The sequence below is a fragment of the Micromonospora sp. AKA38 genome, from assembly GCF_027925725.1.
In the GTDB taxonomy this organism is placed as follows: Bacteria; Actinomycetota; Actinomycetes; order Mycobacteriales; family Micromonosporaceae; genus Micromonospora.
The window spans coordinates 606,788-621,866 of the sequence record NZ_BNEI01000007.1; the positions used below are offsets into that span (position 1 = coordinate 606,788).

Annotated in this window: 18 protein-coding genes; 9 read left to right on the forward strand and 9 right to left on the reverse strand. The window is 73.8% G+C overall.

Features of this window, described 5'->3' with window-relative positions:
• Positions 1 to 74 precede the first annotated feature (74 nt).
• The 7 genes from TPA0908_RS30105 to TPA0908_RS30135 all read right to left on the reverse strand — a co-directional run bounded on the left by TPA0908_RS30105 (position 75) and on the right by TPA0908_RS30135 (position 6,298).
• Positions 75 to 641, reverse strand: a complete 567-nt coding sequence (locus TPA0908_RS30105; RefSeq protein ID WP_281943717.1) for a TIGR03086 family metal-binding protein — start codon at positions 639 to 641, stop codon at positions 75 to 77.
• Positions 642 to 711: 70 nt separating this feature from the next.
• Positions 712 to 2,250: a SpoIIE family protein phosphatase gene (locus TPA0908_RS30110; RefSeq protein WP_281943719.1), complete on the reverse strand. Its 1,539-nt coding sequence runs from the start codon at positions 2,248 to 2,250 to the stop codon at positions 712 to 714.
• Positions 2,251 to 2,252: 2 nt separating this feature from the next.
• On the reverse strand, positions 2,253 to 3,602 hold the full coding sequence (locus TPA0908_RS30115; RefSeq protein ID WP_281943721.1) for a sensor histidine kinase: 1,350 nt from the start codon (positions 3,600 to 3,602) through the stop codon (positions 2,253 to 2,255).
• Complete coding sequence (locus TPA0908_RS30120; RefSeq protein WP_281943724.1) at positions 3,599 to 4,612, reverse strand: SpoIIE family protein phosphatase; 1,014 nt, start codon at positions 4,610 to 4,612, stop codon at positions 3,599 to 3,601. The genes TPA0908_RS30115 and TPA0908_RS30120 overlap by 4 nt, the downstream gene beginning before the upstream one ends.
• Positions 4,609 to 5,028 carry an ATP-binding protein gene (locus TPA0908_RS30125; protein WP_281943726.1) on the reverse strand — a complete coding sequence of 140 codons (420 nt, stop codon included), beginning with the start codon at positions 5,026 to 5,028 and terminating at the stop codon, positions 4,609 to 4,611. The genes TPA0908_RS30120 and TPA0908_RS30125 overlap by 4 nt, the downstream gene beginning before the upstream one ends.
• Positions 5,025 to 5,438, reverse strand: coding sequence for an STAS domain-containing protein (locus TPA0908_RS30130; protein WP_281943728.1), 414 nt, complete (start codon positions 5,436 to 5,438; stop codon positions 5,025 to 5,027). The genes TPA0908_RS30125 and TPA0908_RS30130 overlap by 4 nt, the downstream gene beginning before the upstream one ends.
• The gene (locus TPA0908_RS30135) at positions 5,438 to 6,298 is read right to left on the reverse strand and encodes an STAS domain-containing protein (protein WP_281943730.1); all 861 of its coding nucleotides are present in this window, start codon (positions 6,296 to 6,298) and stop codon (positions 5,438 to 5,440) included. The genes TPA0908_RS30130 and TPA0908_RS30135 overlap by 1 nt, the downstream gene beginning before the upstream one ends.
• 159 nt (positions 6,299 to 6,457) lie before the next feature.
• Between TPA0908_RS30135 and TPA0908_RS30140 the strand changes: the two genes are divergently transcribed.
• Positions 6,458 to 6,814 carry an STAS domain-containing protein gene (locus TPA0908_RS30140; RefSeq protein WP_067310147.1) on the forward strand — a complete coding sequence of 119 codons (357 nt, stop codon included), beginning with the start codon at positions 6,458 to 6,460 and terminating at the stop codon, positions 6,812 to 6,814.
• Between the two features lie 10 nt (positions 6,815 to 6,824).
• Here the strand turns inward: TPA0908_RS30140 and TPA0908_RS30145 are convergent, their stop codons facing one another.
• Positions 6,825 to 8,117, reverse strand: coding sequence for an MFS transporter (locus tag TPA0908_RS30145; RefSeq protein WP_281943732.1), 1,293 nt, complete (start codon positions 8,115 to 8,117; stop codon positions 6,825 to 6,827).
• A gap of 49 nt (positions 8,118 to 8,166) precedes the next feature.
• Between TPA0908_RS30145 and TPA0908_RS30150 the strand changes: the two genes are divergently transcribed.
• From TPA0908_RS30150 to TPA0908_RS30165, 4 genes are all read left to right on the forward strand, one after another.
• Positions 8,167 to 8,850, forward strand: a complete 684-nt coding sequence (locus TPA0908_RS30150) for a FadR/GntR family transcriptional regulator (protein ID WP_281943734.1) — start codon at positions 8,167 to 8,169, stop codon at positions 8,848 to 8,850.
• A 39-nt stretch (positions 8,851 to 8,889) separates the two neighbouring features.
• Positions 8,890 to 9,360, forward strand: coding sequence for a large conductance mechanosensitive channel protein MscL (gene mscL / locus TPA0908_RS30155; protein WP_281943737.1), 471 nt, complete (start codon positions 8,890 to 8,892; stop codon positions 9,358 to 9,360).
• Between the two features lie 77 nt (positions 9,361 to 9,437).
• The gene (locus tag TPA0908_RS30160) at positions 9,438 to 9,686 is read left to right on the forward strand and encodes a hypothetical protein (RefSeq protein WP_281943739.1); all 249 of its coding nucleotides are present in this window, start codon (positions 9,438 to 9,440) and stop codon (positions 9,684 to 9,686) included.
• Positions 9,687 to 9,715: 29 nt separating this feature from the next.
• Complete coding sequence (locus tag TPA0908_RS30165; protein ID WP_107154594.1) at positions 9,716 to 10,081, forward strand: hypothetical protein; 366 nt, start codon at positions 9,716 to 9,718, stop codon at positions 10,079 to 10,081.
• Positions 10,082 to 10,395: 314 nt separating this feature from the next.
• On the opposite strand, the gene TPA0908_RS30170 is transcribed toward TPA0908_RS30165, so the two are convergent.
• A complete protein-coding gene (locus TPA0908_RS30170) occupies positions 10,396 to 11,634 on the reverse strand; it encodes a benzoate/H(+) symporter BenE family transporter (protein WP_281943743.1) in 1,239 nt (412 codons plus the stop codon).
• Between the two features lie 55 nt (positions 11,635 to 11,689).
• On the opposite strand from TPA0908_RS30170, the gene TPA0908_RS30175 reads away from it, so the two are divergent.
• From TPA0908_RS30175 to TPA0908_RS30190, 4 genes are all read left to right on the forward strand, one after another.
• Positions 11,690 to 12,217 carry a helix-turn-helix domain-containing protein gene (locus tag TPA0908_RS30175; protein ID WP_281943745.1) on the forward strand — a complete coding sequence of 176 codons (528 nt, stop codon included), beginning with the start codon at positions 11,690 to 11,692 and terminating at the stop codon, positions 12,215 to 12,217.
• Between the two features lie 93 nt (positions 12,218 to 12,310).
• Positions 12,311 to 13,030: a PP2C family protein-serine/threonine phosphatase gene (locus tag TPA0908_RS30180; protein WP_107154591.1), complete on the forward strand. Its 720-nt coding sequence runs from the start codon at positions 12,311 to 12,313 to the stop codon at positions 13,028 to 13,030.
• A gap of 51 nt (positions 13,031 to 13,081) precedes the next feature.
• Positions 13,082 to 14,281 (forward strand): GNAT family N-acetyltransferase, encoded by a 1,200-nt coding sequence (locus TPA0908_RS30185; protein ID WP_281943747.1) that lies wholly within the window; start codon positions 13,082 to 13,084, stop codon positions 14,279 to 14,281.
• 38 nt (positions 14,282 to 14,319) lie between these two features.
• Positions 14,320 to 15,069, forward strand: a complete 750-nt coding sequence (locus TPA0908_RS30190; protein WP_281943749.1) for a ZIP family metal transporter — start codon at positions 14,320 to 14,322, stop codon at positions 15,067 to 15,069.
• Positions 15,070 to 15,079 lie beyond the last annotated feature (10 nt).

The window sequence follows — 15,079 nt, forward strand, 5'->3', positions numbered from 1 at the left end:
GCCTACTATTCGCTGAGCGAATAGCAGTGTCAAGAGCGGCCCGCGCCGGCCGGGACCGACGCGGGCCGGTCGGTTCAGCGGGGCCAGGCCGGGTCGCGCCCGGTCCGGCCCAGCAGTGCGTCCACCGTGCCCGGGGCCGCGTCGGTCGGCACCGGCGCGGCGAACACGCCCATCCGCTGACCCATGTCGCCCCGCTCGTCCAGGAACTCGTGCAGGGCCGCGACCACCGACGGGTCCACGGTGAACCCTTGGTCGGTGGCGCGGGCCAGGTCCCAGCCGTGCACGGTGAGATCGATCAGAGCCATCGACCCGATCGTCTTCTGGGGCACGCCCATACCCGCCGAGACGCCCTCCAGCACGGCCGGATCCGACCACGTCTCGACCAGCCGCGCCGCCTCCTTCGGGAACCGGTCCCGCCAGCCGCTGGTCAGGTGGTCGGTCCGGACCGACCAGTCGACCTCCTCGCGCCGGGCCAGCGCCTCGAAGTTGACCACCACGTCGAACAGGTGGTTGAGCAGGTCACGCACCGTGTAGTCACGGCACGGCGTGGGTCGGTCGAGGTGGTCGTCGGAGATGCCCCGCACCACGGCCACCGTGCCCGGCTCGGCGAGGGACAGCAGCTCACTAGTCTTCGTACTCATAGGACCCAGGGTATGAGGGCGGTCTTGCAGAAATGCGACACCCGAACCGCAGCGGGCGGGCGGCCGGGGATCAGCGGCGGCGGACCGCCACCACCGCGACATCGTCGTGGATCTCCGGCGGCGCCAGTTCGGTCAGCAGCCGCTGGCAGAACTGGTCGAGGTCGTCGTCCACCCGGGTGGCCACCACGCCGAGCGCGGCCATCCCGTCGTCGATGGTGGCGTCCCGACGCTCGATCAGCCCGTCGGTGTAGAGGACGAGCGTGGCGCCGGCCGGCAGCACGAACTCCAGGTCGGGCGGGCGGGGCGCGCGCACGCCGAGCAACGCCGCGGACTGCGAGACGAACTCGACCCGCCCGTCCCGGCTCAACAGCGCCGGCAGGTGCCCGGCGCTGGCCATCCGGATCAGCCCGGTGCCCGGGTGGAGCAGCAGCACGCAGATGGTGGCCAGCTCGTTCGGCAGCAGCGTCCGCATCAGCTCGTTGACCCGGTCCAGGATCATGCCCGGCTGGTGCCCCTCGACCGCGTACGCCCGGACCGCGTGCCGCAGCTCGGCCATCACGGTGGCGGCGTGCAGCGAGTGCCCGGCCACGTCGCCGATCGCCACCAGGAGGTGCCCGTCGAGCATCACCAGCTCGTAGAAGTCCCCGCCCACCTCGGTCTGGGCGCTCGCCGGCTCGTAGCGGACGGCCAGGTCCAGGCCGGCCACCTCGGGCAGCCGCCGGGGCAGCAGGCTGCGCTGGAGCGTCACCGCGATCCGGTGTTCCTCGTCGAAGGAGCGCTGCGCCTCCACCGCCGACGCCACGGCCTGGGCGAGCTGCACCAGCACCGGCGTCTGCACGGTCTGGGTGGACGTCGGCACCACCACGTAGAGCGGGGCCCGGTCCTCCCGCAGCCGCGCGGCGGCCACGGTCACCGTGTCCCCCTCCGGCCAGTCGGTCAACGGCCAGTTGCCCGGCTGGTCCACCCACACCCGGGTGCCGATCGGCACGCCGGTGTCGTCCACCACCCACGGCACGATCCCGGCCGGGGTGTGCGGGTCGGCGGCCACGCCCGCCAGGCAGTCCCCGTCGAACGTCTCGGCGACCACCGCCGCCGGCGAGCGGAAGATCCGCGCGGCGCCGGACGCGGCGGCCTCCAGCAGCCGGACGAAGTTCGGCGACGCGTGCATCTCCACCGTGGCGTCGGCCAGCGCGGCCAACCGCTCGGCGAGCTGCTCGGCCCGCCGCCGGGCCTGGTAGTAGCGCAGCACCGCGTGCGCGGTGGCGACCAGTTCCTCCGGCTCGATCGGCTCGGCCAGGTACGCGTCCGCGCCCCGGGTGAGCCCCTGCGCCCGGTCGACCACGTCCACCGCGTGCGCCGAGACGTGGATGACCGGCACGGACGGGTACGCCTCCTTGATCCGCTCGCAGACCTCGAAGCCGCTCATGTCGGGCAGCCGCACGTCGAGCACCACCAGGTCGACCGGCTCCCGGGCCACCCGCTCCAGCGCCGCCGTGCCGTTCTCGGCCTCCACGGTCACGAACCCGGCCCGGGTGAGCCAGTTCACCAGCAGGTAACGCTTCGGGCCGCTGTCGTCGACCACCAGCACTGTCGCCGGCCCGCCCTCCACCGTCACGCTCCGCCCACGGGTAGGACCACGGTGAACGTGCTGCCCCGGCCCGCTTCGCTGGTCAGCTTCAGCGTGCCGCCGAGCAGGGCGACCAGCCGCCGGGCGTACGGCAGGCCGAGACCGGTGCCGCCGACCCGGGTCGTGCCCGGCACCTGGTAGAACTCCTCGAAGATCCGTTCGTGCAACTCGGGCGGGATGCCGACGCCGGTGTCGGTGACCGTCAGCGACCACACCTCGTCGCGGCGCTCGGCGCGCAGCCGCACCTCGCCCCGCTCGGTGAACTTCAGGCCGTTGTGCAGCAGGTTGCGCAGCACCTGGGCGAGCAGCACCTCGTCCGAGCGGACCGTCGCCGGGGCCGGCGGCTCCTCCACCACCAACTCCACCCCGGGTCGGGTGGCCAACGCCCGCAGCGTGCCGCGAAGCTGCCCGAACACGGCCCGCAGGTCGACCTCGGACCAGTCCGGCTCGATCCGGCCCGACTCGGCCTTCGCCAGATCGAGCAGCTCGTTCACCAGGGCCAGCAGGTCACCCGCGGAGGACCGGATCAGCCCCACCTGGCGGGCCTGCTCGCTGGTCAGCGGATCGGAGGCGGAGTCGGCGAGCAGCCGCCCGAGACCGATGATCGCGGTGACCGGGGCACGCAGCTCGTGACTGACGTTGGCCAGGAACCGGCTCTTCGACTCGCTGGCGGCCCGCAACTGGGCGGACTTCTCGTCCAGCTCGGCGTAGAGCGCCACCACGCCACGGTTGGTCTCCTCCAGCTCCTCGGTGAGCTGGTTGTAGAGCGCCATCACGCCCTGGTTGGTCTCCTGGAGCTCGGCGTTGAGCACCGCCAGCTCGTCCCGCTGCGAGCGCACCTCGTCGAGCGCGGCGATGAGCTGCGCGTTCTGTGCGGCCAACTCGTCCAGCGCGGAACCCGGAGCGCGCTCCGCCAGCTCGGCGCGGAGCTGGTCAGCGCGTTCCGGCGTCAGCTCCGCGGCGTGGTCCGGTACTCGTCGGGACATCCTCACGACGGTAACGCCCCCGACCGACATCACCCGCAACGAGTCCACGAGACGAGCGACCGCGCCGGACCGCGGCTCGTACCGGCCACCGGGGAACGGACGGACCGGTGACAGGTCCACCCGCAGCTCCGCCCGACCGGCCGGGCCGGCCCGATCGACGGCGAACGTGACGTCGGCGCCGGCCACCCCGTGCAGCAGCTCCCGCGCCACCTCGCTGAGCGCGGTGGCGATCCGGACCTGGTCCTGGTGCTCCAGCCCGATCGCCGCGGCCACCTCCCGGCCCCGCTGCCGGACCAGGAAGATGTCCTGCTCGACCCGGAGCGCCAGGTGCAGGAGCGGTTCACTCATGAGGCCGCCCGGGCGACCAGGACACAGGCGTCGTCACGGCGGATCCCGGCGTCGCGGAGCAACGCGGCGGCGGCCAGCAGCGGCGTGCGGGCGACCAGCCCGGGGTAGTCGTCCAGGTCCCAGCGGTCCACCACGCCGTCGCTGTGCATCACCAGCGTCGCGCCGGGCGGGAACGGGTAGTCGTACCCACGAACCGTGGGGCGCTGGTGCCCGGCGATGCCCGGCAGCGACACCAGGCCGCGCCGCCGCTCGCCGGTGGCCACGATCATGGCGGCGATGTTGCCCAGGCCGGCGTAGTGCACTTGCCCGGTCCCGGCGTCGGGCTCGGCCACCGCGAGCGCCGCGCCACGGGTGTGCGAGATGGCGGCGTGCAGGTGCCGCACCACGGTGTCCGGCGGGCCGGCCGGGGCCGAACGGAACGCGGCGACCGCGGCACCGGTGGCGGCGGCGGCCAGCGGCCCGTGCCCCAACCCGTCGCAGACCAGCACCTGCCGCCGGCCCTCGACCACCCGGACCGCGTACCCGTCGCCGCTGTCCTGCTCGCCGGTGATCGGCCGGGCCAACCCGCCGGCCCAGTCCGGCGCCGGTGGCGGCCCGTCCCAGACCTGGGCGGTCAGCACCGTGCCCCGGCCGGGCCGCGAGTAGGCGTCGAACCGGCTCGACTGCCGGGCGATCGCGCCGAGACCGATGCCGAGCGTGCCGACCGTGGAGTGCCCGTCGGCCGAGGAGACCGTGAGATCGGCCATGCCCGGACCCGAGTCGATGGCCACCAGTTCCACCCCGGCCCGCCCGTCCCGACGCGCCGGACGAAGCAGCAGGGCACCCTCGCGGGCGTGCTTGACCAGGTTGCTGGTGATCTCGGCGGTGACGATGGCCAGATCCGCGATGCGCTCCGTGCTGAGCCCGAGCTGCCCCCCGAGCCGCTCGGCCACCCGGCGTACGCCACCGGCGGTCGCGCCGTTGTCGACCCGGAACCACACGCCGTGGTCGGGGACCACGTCGGTGCTCATCGCGACCACTTGGTGATGGTGATCTCCGTGCCCTGACCGACGGCGGTCCGGATGTCGAAGTCGTCGACGAGCCGACGGGCGCCGCTGAGGCCGAGGCCCAGCCCTCCTCCGGTGGTGTAGCCGTCGGTGAGGGCCAGGTCGAGGTCGGGAATGCCCGGGCCCTGGTCGGCGAAGACGATCCGGACGCCGCGCCGGCGGCCGTCGGAGACGGTGGTCACCTCGGCGCTGCCCCCGCCGCCGTAGATCAGCGTGTTGCGGGCCAGCTCGCTGGCGGCGGTGACCAGCTTGGTCTGGTCGACCAGGGAGAGCCGGACCGCGACCGCGGTGGTCCGCACCAACTGCCGGACCCGCACCACGTCCTCGTCGCTACGGATCGCCTGCGTCGCCGGCACCCCCAGGTCGACGCCCGTGGTCATGGCGTCGCCGTCGTCTCGGTGTCCTCGTCGTCGACGAGCGCCGCGTCCCAGTCGTCGGCGCGGCTCGCCGCGATCAGCTCCATGCCGCGCTCGACGTTCAGCGCGGTCCGGATGCCGTTGAGCGACAGCCCCAGCTCGACCAGCGTGATGGCGACGGCGGGACGCATCCCGACCACCACGGTCTCGGCGTCCAGCACCTTCGAGATGGACGCGATGGTGGAGAGCATCCGGCCGACGAAGGAGTCGACGATGTCCAGCGCCGTGATGTCGATGATGACGCCGTGGCAGCCGGTGGCGACGATCCGCTCGGCCAGGTCCTCCTGGAGCTGGATCGCCGTCTGGTCGGACATGTCGACCTGGATGGAGACCAGCAGGATGTCGCCGATCTTGAGGATCGGCACCCGCTCCATCACGACTCCCGGCGGGCGCGGCGGGTGGCGGTCTCGACCCCGGTCAGGCGCAGCACGTGACGGAGCGCGTCGGCCAGGCTCGCCTTGGTGGCGATGTCGCCGAACTCGATGCCGAGCGCGACGATCGTCTGGGCGATCTGCGGCCGGATGCCGGAGATGATGCAGTCGGCGCCCATCAGCCGGGCGGCCACCACGGTCTTGAGGATGTGCTGGGCGACCTGGGTGTCCACCGCCGGCACGCCGGTGATGTCGATGATCGCGTACGGCGAACCCGTGTCGACGAGCGTCTGAAGCAGGCGCTCCATCACCACCTGGGCACGGGCCGAGTCGAGCGTGCCGACCAGCGGGACGGCGACCACGCCCTCCCAGAGCTTGACCACCGGCGTGGAGAGCTCCAGCAGCTGCTCCGCCTGGTCGGCGATCAGGCTCTCCCGGGCCCGGACGAACGTCTCGAAGGTGAACAGCCCCATCTGGTCGATCAGCGAGGAGAACGCGACGAAGTCGCGGAGCGTGTCCTCGCCCCGCTCCTGCTCCATCAGCTCCAGCAGGGCGTCCTTGATCGCGAACACGCTGATCGCGGTCTCGGTGGCGCTGAATCCCTGGCGGGCCCGGTTGGTGGAGATCTCGGCGAGCACCGCCCGCAGCTCCCCGCCGTGCTCGTCGGCCAGGTCGCCGATGCCCTGCCGGCCGGCGTCGGCCACCGCGCGGTGCAGCTCCTGCACCTGGCGGGCCAGCTCGGCCCGGCTGAGCCGGCCGCGCAACGAGCCGGCGACGATCTCGATCCAGCGGTTGGTCAACCGGTCCGCGTGCTGACTCAGCAGTTCGGCGAGCCGACCGCCCTGCTCTGCGCCCAATGCCACGTTGACCTCCCAGATCTGGACGGGCGGACTCTATCACCGGGGGTCGCCGCACTACTTGCCACGGGACAAAGAAATGATCGACAGCACCTGTGCCGGCTCCCGTTCTGCGCGGCGCGGTCATTGTGGGATACCGTTCCCCCGAACACAGGAGGTCGACGAATGTCCCTGACGGTGCACACGGAACAGCGCGGCGACGTGGTCGTGGTGTCGGTCGCGGGCGAGCTGGACATGGCCACCGCACCGCAGCTCCAGGATCAGATCACCGACCTGCTCGACAAGGGGCGCAGCCGCCTCGTGTTCGACCTGGCCGAGGTGTCGTTCTGCGACTCGACCGGGCTGTCGGTGTTCGTCCGCGCCAAGAACAGCTGCGACGAGGCCGGTGGCGTGGTTCGGCTGGCCGCCCCGCAGCGCGGCGTGCTGCGCATCCTCGAGGTCAGCGGCCTGGTCGAGGTGCTGCACACGTACCCGACGGTGGACGAGGCCGTCGCGGGCGACCCCACCCCGGCCTCCTCCTGACCGACTCCGCTCAGCGCTCGTCCTCGATGTAGCGGGGACGAGCGATCACCATGCCCGCGGTCGTCTGCACGGCGAGTGCCACCAGCAGGAAGCCGAGCGGGGCGGTCCAGCCGCCGGTCGCCTCGTAGAGGATGCCGACCAGCAGCGGGCCGAGCGCGGCGATGACGTACCCGGTGCTCTGCGCGAAGGCGGAGAGCGCCACGGTGCCCTCGGCGGTCCGGGCCCGCAGCCCGATCGTGGTCAGGATGAGCGGGAACGCGCCCTGACCGAGCGCGAGCAGCAGCACCCAGAGCGGCGCCAGGCCGCGCGGGGCGAGCGCCAGCCCGACGTACGCGGCGGTGGAGAACGCGGTCAGCGACAGCACCAGCGGACGCAGGGTGGCCAGCCGGCCGGCCAGCGCCGGCATCGTCAGCGCCACCGGCACGCCGAGCGCGGTCACGCCGGCGAGCAGCAGGCCGGCCGCCTCGGGCCGGTAGCCGGCGTCCCGGAAGAGCTGGGCCAGCCAGCCCATGATCGCGTACCCGCTGAGCGACTGTGCCCCGAAGTAGACCGCCATGGCCCAGCCGAGCCGGGTCCGGCCGGGCCGCACCCGCGCCGGGGCGGCGACGACCGCCGGGGTCGCGGTCCGGTCGGCGGCCCGGCGCGCGGCGCGCGCCCGCAGCGCCAGCGGCACCCACGGGATCACGGCCAGCGCGGCCAGCCCGGCCCAGACGCCGAGCCCGGCCCGCCAGGAGCCGAAGGCGTGGGCCACCGGCACCGCGGAGGCGGCGGCCACCGTCGTGCCCACCGTCAGCGCCATCGTGTACGCCCCGGTGACCAGCCCGGTGCGGTGCGGGAAGTGCTGTTTGACAAGCATCGGCAGCAGGATGTTCGCCACCGCGATGCCGGCCAGCGCGAGCGCGCTGGTGAGCACGAAGACGGCCGCCGAGCCGGTGACCGCGCGCAGCACCTGCCCGGCGGTGAGCGCGATCATGGCCAGTACCAGCACCCGGGGCGCCGCCCAGCGGCGGACCAGCCACGGGGTGAGCGCGCCGAGCCCGGCGAACGCGATGGTGGGCAGCGTGGTGACCAGGCCGGCCATGGTGCCGGAGAGGCCCAGCCCGACGCGGATCTCGTCGAGCAGCGCGCCGAGGCTGGTCACCGCCGCCCGCAGGTTCAACGCGACAAGCAGCATCCCGACCAGCACCAGGAGCCCGCCGCGCACCGGGGAGACGGCCGGCGGGTCCGGGGTGGCCGCCGGCGCCGGCCCGGGGGTGACGTCGGTGGTGGGCGCGGTCGCGGTGGGCGGGGGTGGCGGCGTCATGACCTCGAACCTACAATCATGGGATGAATTTCGGCAGCAGGTGTAACCGGTGACACCCGCCGTGGATTCCGTCGTCGTGCCGCCGCGCGGCCACCGGGTCCACCGGACGATCGAGCAGCTCCGGGCGCGCATCCTGGGCGGCGAGTGGCCGGTGGGCGCACGCATCCCCACCGAGCCGCAGCTCGTGGCCGCGCTCGGCGTGGGGCGGAACACGGTCCGTGAGGCGGTCCGGGCCTTGGTCCACGCCGGCGTGCTGGAGTGCCGGCAGGGCTCCGGCACCTACGTGGTGTCGACCGACGAGCTGGCCCCGGTGGTGGCCCGCCGGCTCACCGACGACCGGATGACCGAGGTGATCGAGGTCCGGCGCGCGTTCGAGGTGGAGGCCGCCCGGCTCGCCGCGCTGCGGCGTACCCCCGAGGACCTGGCGGCGCTCGACGCCGCGCTCGCCGCCCGGGAGGCCGCGTGGCGTTCCGGGCGGGTGGACGAGTTCGTGGAGGCGGACGCCGCGCTGCACACGGTGGTGGTGGCCGCCGCGCACAACCCCATGCTCGCCGAGCTGTACGCCTCCGTCGGCGCCGCGCTGCGCCGCACCGTCGCGCAGGCCATGGGGCCGGCGCTGACCGCCGAGCGGTACGTCGACCATGGTCGACTGGTGGCGGCGATCCGGGCCGGCGATCCCACGCGGGCAGCGATCGAGGCCGGTGCGTTTCTCGAGGGGCCGACCGAGGCATAGGTTGTGCCGGACGCAGATTCGGACAGCACGGGAGAGCGGATGCTCAAGGGCTTCAAAGACTTCATCATGCGCGGCAACGTCGTCGACCTCGCGGTCGGCGTCGTCATCGGTGCCGCGTTCACCGGCGTGGTCACGCAGCTGACCAAGTCGTTCCTGGAACCACTGGTTCGCGTGTTCATCGTGTTGATCACCGGCAACAAGAACGGGCTCACCGGCTCGACCCCGAGCTTCCGGGGCATCCCGTTCGACTGGGTGGCGTTCATCAACGCGTTGATCACGTTCGTGCTCACCGCGGCGGCGCTGTACTTCCTGGTCGTCTACCCGATGAACCGGCTCGCCGAGCGGCGCAAGCGCGGCGAGGAGCCGCCACCCTCCGCGCCCAGCGAAGAGGTGAAGCTGCTCACCGAGATCCGGGACGCGCTGCTCGCCGGCAACCCCGGCACGCCTGCCCAGCGCGGCGCGCTGGACGACGTGCTCGGCCGCCGGCAGGAGCCGCCGGCCCCGCGCTGACGCCATAGCCCACCGGCCCCCGCGGAGATTCCGCGGGGGCCGACCCGAATCGAACACATGTTCGATAGAGTCCCGGCATGGAGCAGCGTAGGCACTGGTGGAACGGGAAATGGGGCCGGCTCGCCCGGCGGGACGTCTTCCTCCGGGTGGACGGCGACCGCTGGCACGTGGAGCAGCGCGCCGGTGGCGCCGAGGGCGTCTCCCGCTTCTACGAGCACATCAGTGTCGAGGAGGCCGAGGAGACGGTCCGCGCGCTGCTCGACGGGCCGGACACCTGGCGCGAGCTGTCCCCCCGCCCGCCGGGCGGCTGGGCCCCCTCCGTTTAGCGCCCGCGCGCCCCGGGAACCGCTTCGGCATGAGCCAGCAGCAGGACACCGTCTCCCGGGTCACCACCGGCATGCGGGTGGTCGACTCCACCGGCGTCGAGGTGGGCACCGTGGATCTCGTCCAGCGCGGCGACCCCGCCGCGGTGACCGTGGAGGCGCCCGCCCCGGTCGACCCGGGCAGCAGCCTCGACGAGCTGATCGAGTCGGCCGCCGTCGACGAGCCGGACGTGCCCGCCGACCTGGCCGCCCGGTTGCTGCGCGAGGGCTACCTCAAGGTCTCCACCGAGCTGGCCGACACCGGCGCGGTCTACGTGCTGGCCGACCGGATCGCGGCCGTGGCCGACGGCGCGGTCCGCCTCACCGTCCCGGCCGCTGAACTGCCCGCCGAGGAGTGACCACCGGCTCGACCAGGGCACTTCCTGGCCTGTCGAGCCGTCTCCCCGCCCGGTGAGTCACCTCCCGGCCCGCCGCGACGCCACTCCTGACCCGTCACCGGCCGGCGGTCCCGGGCAGATGCCGGCAGCCCCTACGAACTTGATGGCGCCGATGGGTCACGACCGGTGAACCGTTCACGCCATCAAGCTCGTAGGCACTTCGGGCACACCCCGCCGCCGGGCCAGGAGGCGGGGCTCCTATCAGGCCAAACGTCTCCCGCCGGGTCGGCGCCAGCAGCAGCACCACTGCTGAGCCGACCCAGCCATGCTCACAGTCAGCCCTGCCGGTGCGCGGCGGCCAGATCCGGCCCCAATGCGGTACGGCTGTCGGGTTCGACCGGCGGCGCGGCAGCCGGCGGCGCGGCGGGCGGGCGGCGGCGGAAGAGCAGGAGCATCAGGCAGCCGGCGACCAGGCCCCAGAACGCGCCCCCGATGCCGAGCAGGCTGACCCCGGACGCGGTGACCACCAGCGTGACCACGGCGGCCTCCCGGGTGTCCGGCTGGGCGACCGCCGCCGACACCGCGCCGGCCAGCGCGGCGAGCAGCGCGAGCCCGGCCACCGCCTCGACCAGCACCGGCGGGGAGAGCAGCACCAGGGCGGTCGCCACGCCGGCGCCGAGGCCGAGCAACGCCATGCCGATCCCGGCGGTGACCGAGGCGATCCAGCGCCGGTCCGGGTCGGGGTGGGCGTCCGGGCCGGCGGCGAGCGCGGCGGTGATCGCGGCCAGGTTCACCGCGTGGCCGCCGGCCGACGCGCCGAGCGCGGTGGCGAGCCCGGTGACCCGTAGCGCGGAGCCCAGCGGCGCCCGGTAGCCGTAGCCGGCGAGCACGGCGGTGCCGGGCACGTTCTGCGCGGCCATGGTGACCAGGAACAGCGGCAGCGCGAGCCCGACGACGGCGGGCAGCGTCCAGGTCGGCGCGGTCAGCGTGACGACCGGGGCGACGTCCAGCCGGGCCGGGCCGGAGGTGGTCAGCGCGATCGTCACCACGGCCACCGCGAGCGCGCCGGGTACCGCCCAGCGGCGCGCGAACCGGTGCAGCAGCAGCCAGACGAGCACCACCGGCCCGGCCAGCCGGGGCACCTCCACCAGGGCCCGTACCGGCGCGGTGCAGAGCGGCAGCAGCACCCCGGCGAGCATGGCGGAGGCGACCGGGGCGGGGATCGCCGCGACCGCGCGGCCGAGCGCGGGGATCAGCCCGGCGGCGATGATCAGCAGACCGGTGAGCAGGAAGGCGCCCACGGCGGCGGGCCAGCCGCCGGAGACCGGCCCGGTGGCGACCAGCAGCGCCGCGCCCGGCGTGGACCAGGCGATGGCGAGCGGCAGCCGGTGCCGCAGACCGAGCCAGACCGCGCAGGCGCCGCTGGCCACGCAGAGCGTGAGCAGGCCGGAGGCGGCCTGGGCCGGGTCGGCGCCGACCGCGCGCAGCCCGGCCAGCACGACGGTGAACGAGCTGGCGAAGCCGACCAGGGCGGTCACCACGCCGGCCAGTACGGGTTGGAGTCGACCGGCCACGCTTCCTCCTCCGGTGTTCCGTTTACGGAACGACATGATGTAGCACGATAGCCCCATGGACGTCGGCCCGCGGATCCGCGCCCTCCGGATGGAACGAGGGCTCTCACTCTCCGAACTCGCGCGGCTGGCCGGCGTCGGCAAGGCCACGCTCTCCGGCCTGGAGAACGGCGTCCGCAACCCCACCCTGGAGACGCTGTACGCGATCACCGCGCAGCTCGGGGTGCCGCTGACCGCCGTACTCTCCGCCCCCGAGCAGACGCCGACCGTACGCGGCGCAGCGGTCGGCGCGACGCTGCTGGAGGTCTTCCACGACCGCGACGCGACGTACGAGCTGTACCGGATGCGGGTCAGCCCGGGGCCGGCGCAGCTCTCCCCCGCCCACCAGACCGGCGTCACCGAACACGTGACCGTCTTCTCCGGCGTGCTCCGGGCCGGCCCGGTGGACGCCCCGCTCACCGGCGGCCCCGGAGAGTATCTGCGCTGGACCTCCGACGTGCCGCACAGCTACGCCGCGGTGGGCGAGGAGCAGGTCCGGGCCAGCCTGCTGTTGCGCTATCCGCGTCCATCCGGGAAGGACGGTTGACGGATACCCGGGATGCAAGTCGGTGACATTTCTTTCCACCGACCCGGCAACGCGTAGAGACGCGGAGCGGGTCTTCTTGGCAAGCTTGTCCCCATGACGCTCATCCTCCGCTCGGCCATCCTCAACGACGTCGGCCTCGTCCGGACCAACAACGAGGACTCCGCCCTCGCCGGTGACCGCCTGGTGGCGGTGGCCGACGGCATGGGCGGCCTCCCGGCCGGCGAGGTGGCCAGCGAGATCGTCATCCGGATCCTGGACGAGCTGACGCCGCCCACCGGCGCCGAGGAGGCGGCCGACGCGCTGCGCGCCGTGGTCAGCACCGCCAACCAGCGGATCCGGGCGGCCATCACGGTGGACCCGGCCCGCGACGGCATGGGCACGACGCTGACCGCGGCACTGCTGGCCGGTGACCGGCTGGTCCTCGCCCAGGTCGGCGACTCCCGCTGCTATCTGCTGCGCGACCACGAGCTGACCCAGCTCACCCGCGACGACACGTTCGTGCAGGCGCTCGTCGACCAGGGCGCGCTCTCCCGCGACCAGGCCCGGCACCACCCGCAGCGCTCGCTCGTCACCCGCGCGGTGCAGGGTCAGGACGCGCCGCCGGCGGTGGGGGCGCTCACCGTCTTCCCCGGCGACCGGCTGCTGCTGTGCAGCGACGGCCTCTCCGACTACGTGGAGGACGCCGCCATCGCCGCCGCGCTCGCCACCTACGGCGACCGGCAGCAGTGCGGCGAGCAGCTCGTGAAGCTGGCCCACCAGGCCGGCGCACCGGACAACGTCACGGTGGTCATCTCCGACGTCGCCGAGGCCTGACGGCGACCCATTCGGGTTGCGACCCGGGGGCGGGCACGTTGGGATGAACGGATGCACATTCGCCGGCTGAGCGCCGAGGAACGCCCGACCACCAGCTTCCCGCTCCAGGCGTACGCGTTCGAGGCGTCGCCGATGACGCCGGCCCGGACCGACGAGTTCCGCGCCTACCTGCCGACCAACGCGGGGAACACCACGCTGGTGGTCGAGGAGGACGGCGTCGCCACGGCCGCGGCCTCGGCGATCCCGATGCGGCAGAACCTGCGCGGCGCGGTGCTGCCGATGGCCGGTGTCGCCGGGGTGGCCACCCACCCGCTGGCCCGCCGGCGCGGGCACGTCCGGACGCTGATGCACCAGCTCCTCGACGGAATGCGGGACGAGGGGCACCAGCTCAGCGCGCTGTACCCGTTCCGGCCCTCGTTCTACGAGCGCTTCGGCTACGCCGGGTTGCCCCGGCGGCGTACCGCGGTGTTCGCCCCCGCGGAGCTGGCGCCGCTGCTGCGCGCCGAGCTGCCCGACGAGCTGGTCTGGGAGCGGATCGGGGAGGGCTACCCGCGGTGGCGCGCCTACACCGACCGGTGCCTGCGCGAGCGCCACGGCTTCGCGGTCTTCCCCGACTTCCGGGCGGTCGGCCTGCGCGAGCGGGACGACCGCTGGCTGCTCAGCGTGGTACGCGACGGCGAGACGGTCGGCGCGGTGACCTACCGGATCGACGACCACGCCGGCACGCTGGTCGCCGACGACCTGCTCTTCGACGACCCGTACGCCCGGGCGTCGCTGCTCCAGTTCTTCGCCCGGCACGTCGACCAGGTGAACCGGGTCAGCGTCGAGCTGGGCCCCGACGAGCTGCCCGAGCTGTGGCTCACCGACTTCGACGTGCACGTCGAGACGCGGGCGCGCCGGCCCGACTCCTCCGCGCCGATGGCCCGGCTGCTCAGCCTGGAGGCGCTGGCCGAGCAGCCGGTCGGGGTGGGGCGGGTGCTCGTCGAGCTGGTCGGCGACCGCTGGCTCGCCGGCCGGCACCTGCTCGACGGCACCACCGGCAAACTGGCGGTGCTGCCGGCCGACAGCGCCGCCGCGGGCACCGTGCCCGCGGCCCGGCTGACCGCCGCCGGGCTGTCCGCCCTGGCGTACGGGGTGCTCGACCCGGTCGAGGTGGTGGTACGCGGGCTGGGCGAGGTGCCGGTGGACGCCGCCGCCGAGCTGCGCCGACTCTTCCCGCGTGAACTGCCGTACCTGTTCGCCGACTTCTGATCGGGTTGCCGGCATCGACGCGGGGTAGGTTCCTGCGGGTGCCGGGATGGTTGGAAGCGGGATTCTGGGGTCTGTTGGCCGGGTCCGCCCTGTTGATCGGGGCGGCCGTGGGGTTCTTCGCGCGGGTGCCGCGCCGGGCCACCGCGTCGGTGATGGCGTTCGGGGCGGGCGTGCTGCTCTCCGCCGTCTCGTTCGAGCTGATCGAGGAGGCGCACGAGCAGGGCGGCCTGCTGCCGGTGGCGATCGGCGCGGCGGTCGGCGCGCTCACCTACACCGGGGCGAACGTGCTGCTGGCCAGGCACGGGGCGCGGCACCGCAAGCGCTCCGGCGACGAGCAGCCCTCCGAGCAGGAGCAGCCCGGTTCGGGTAACGCGATAGCGGTCGGCGCGCTGCTCGACGGCGTACCGGAATCGGTGGTGATCGGCGCGAGCCTGCTGGCCGGCGGCCCGGTCAGCTTCGTCACCGTGATCGCGGTCTTCCTCAGCAACGTGCCGGAGGGGTTGTCCAGCGCGGCCGGCATGCGGCAGGCCGGGCGGTCCCGGCGCTACGTGTTCGGGCTCTGGGCGGCCATCGCGCTGATCTCCGGCGCCGCGTCGCTGGCCGGGTACACGCTGCTCGGCGGCGCCCCGCCGGAGGTGCTGGCCACCATCACCGCGCTCGCCGCCGGCGCGATCCTGGCCATGATCACCGACACCATGGTCCCGGAGGCGTTCGAGGACGCCCACCTGCTGGTCGGCCTGATCACGGTGCTCGGCTTCCTGGTCGCGTTCGCCCTCTCGCACGCCTGACCGCCGGCTT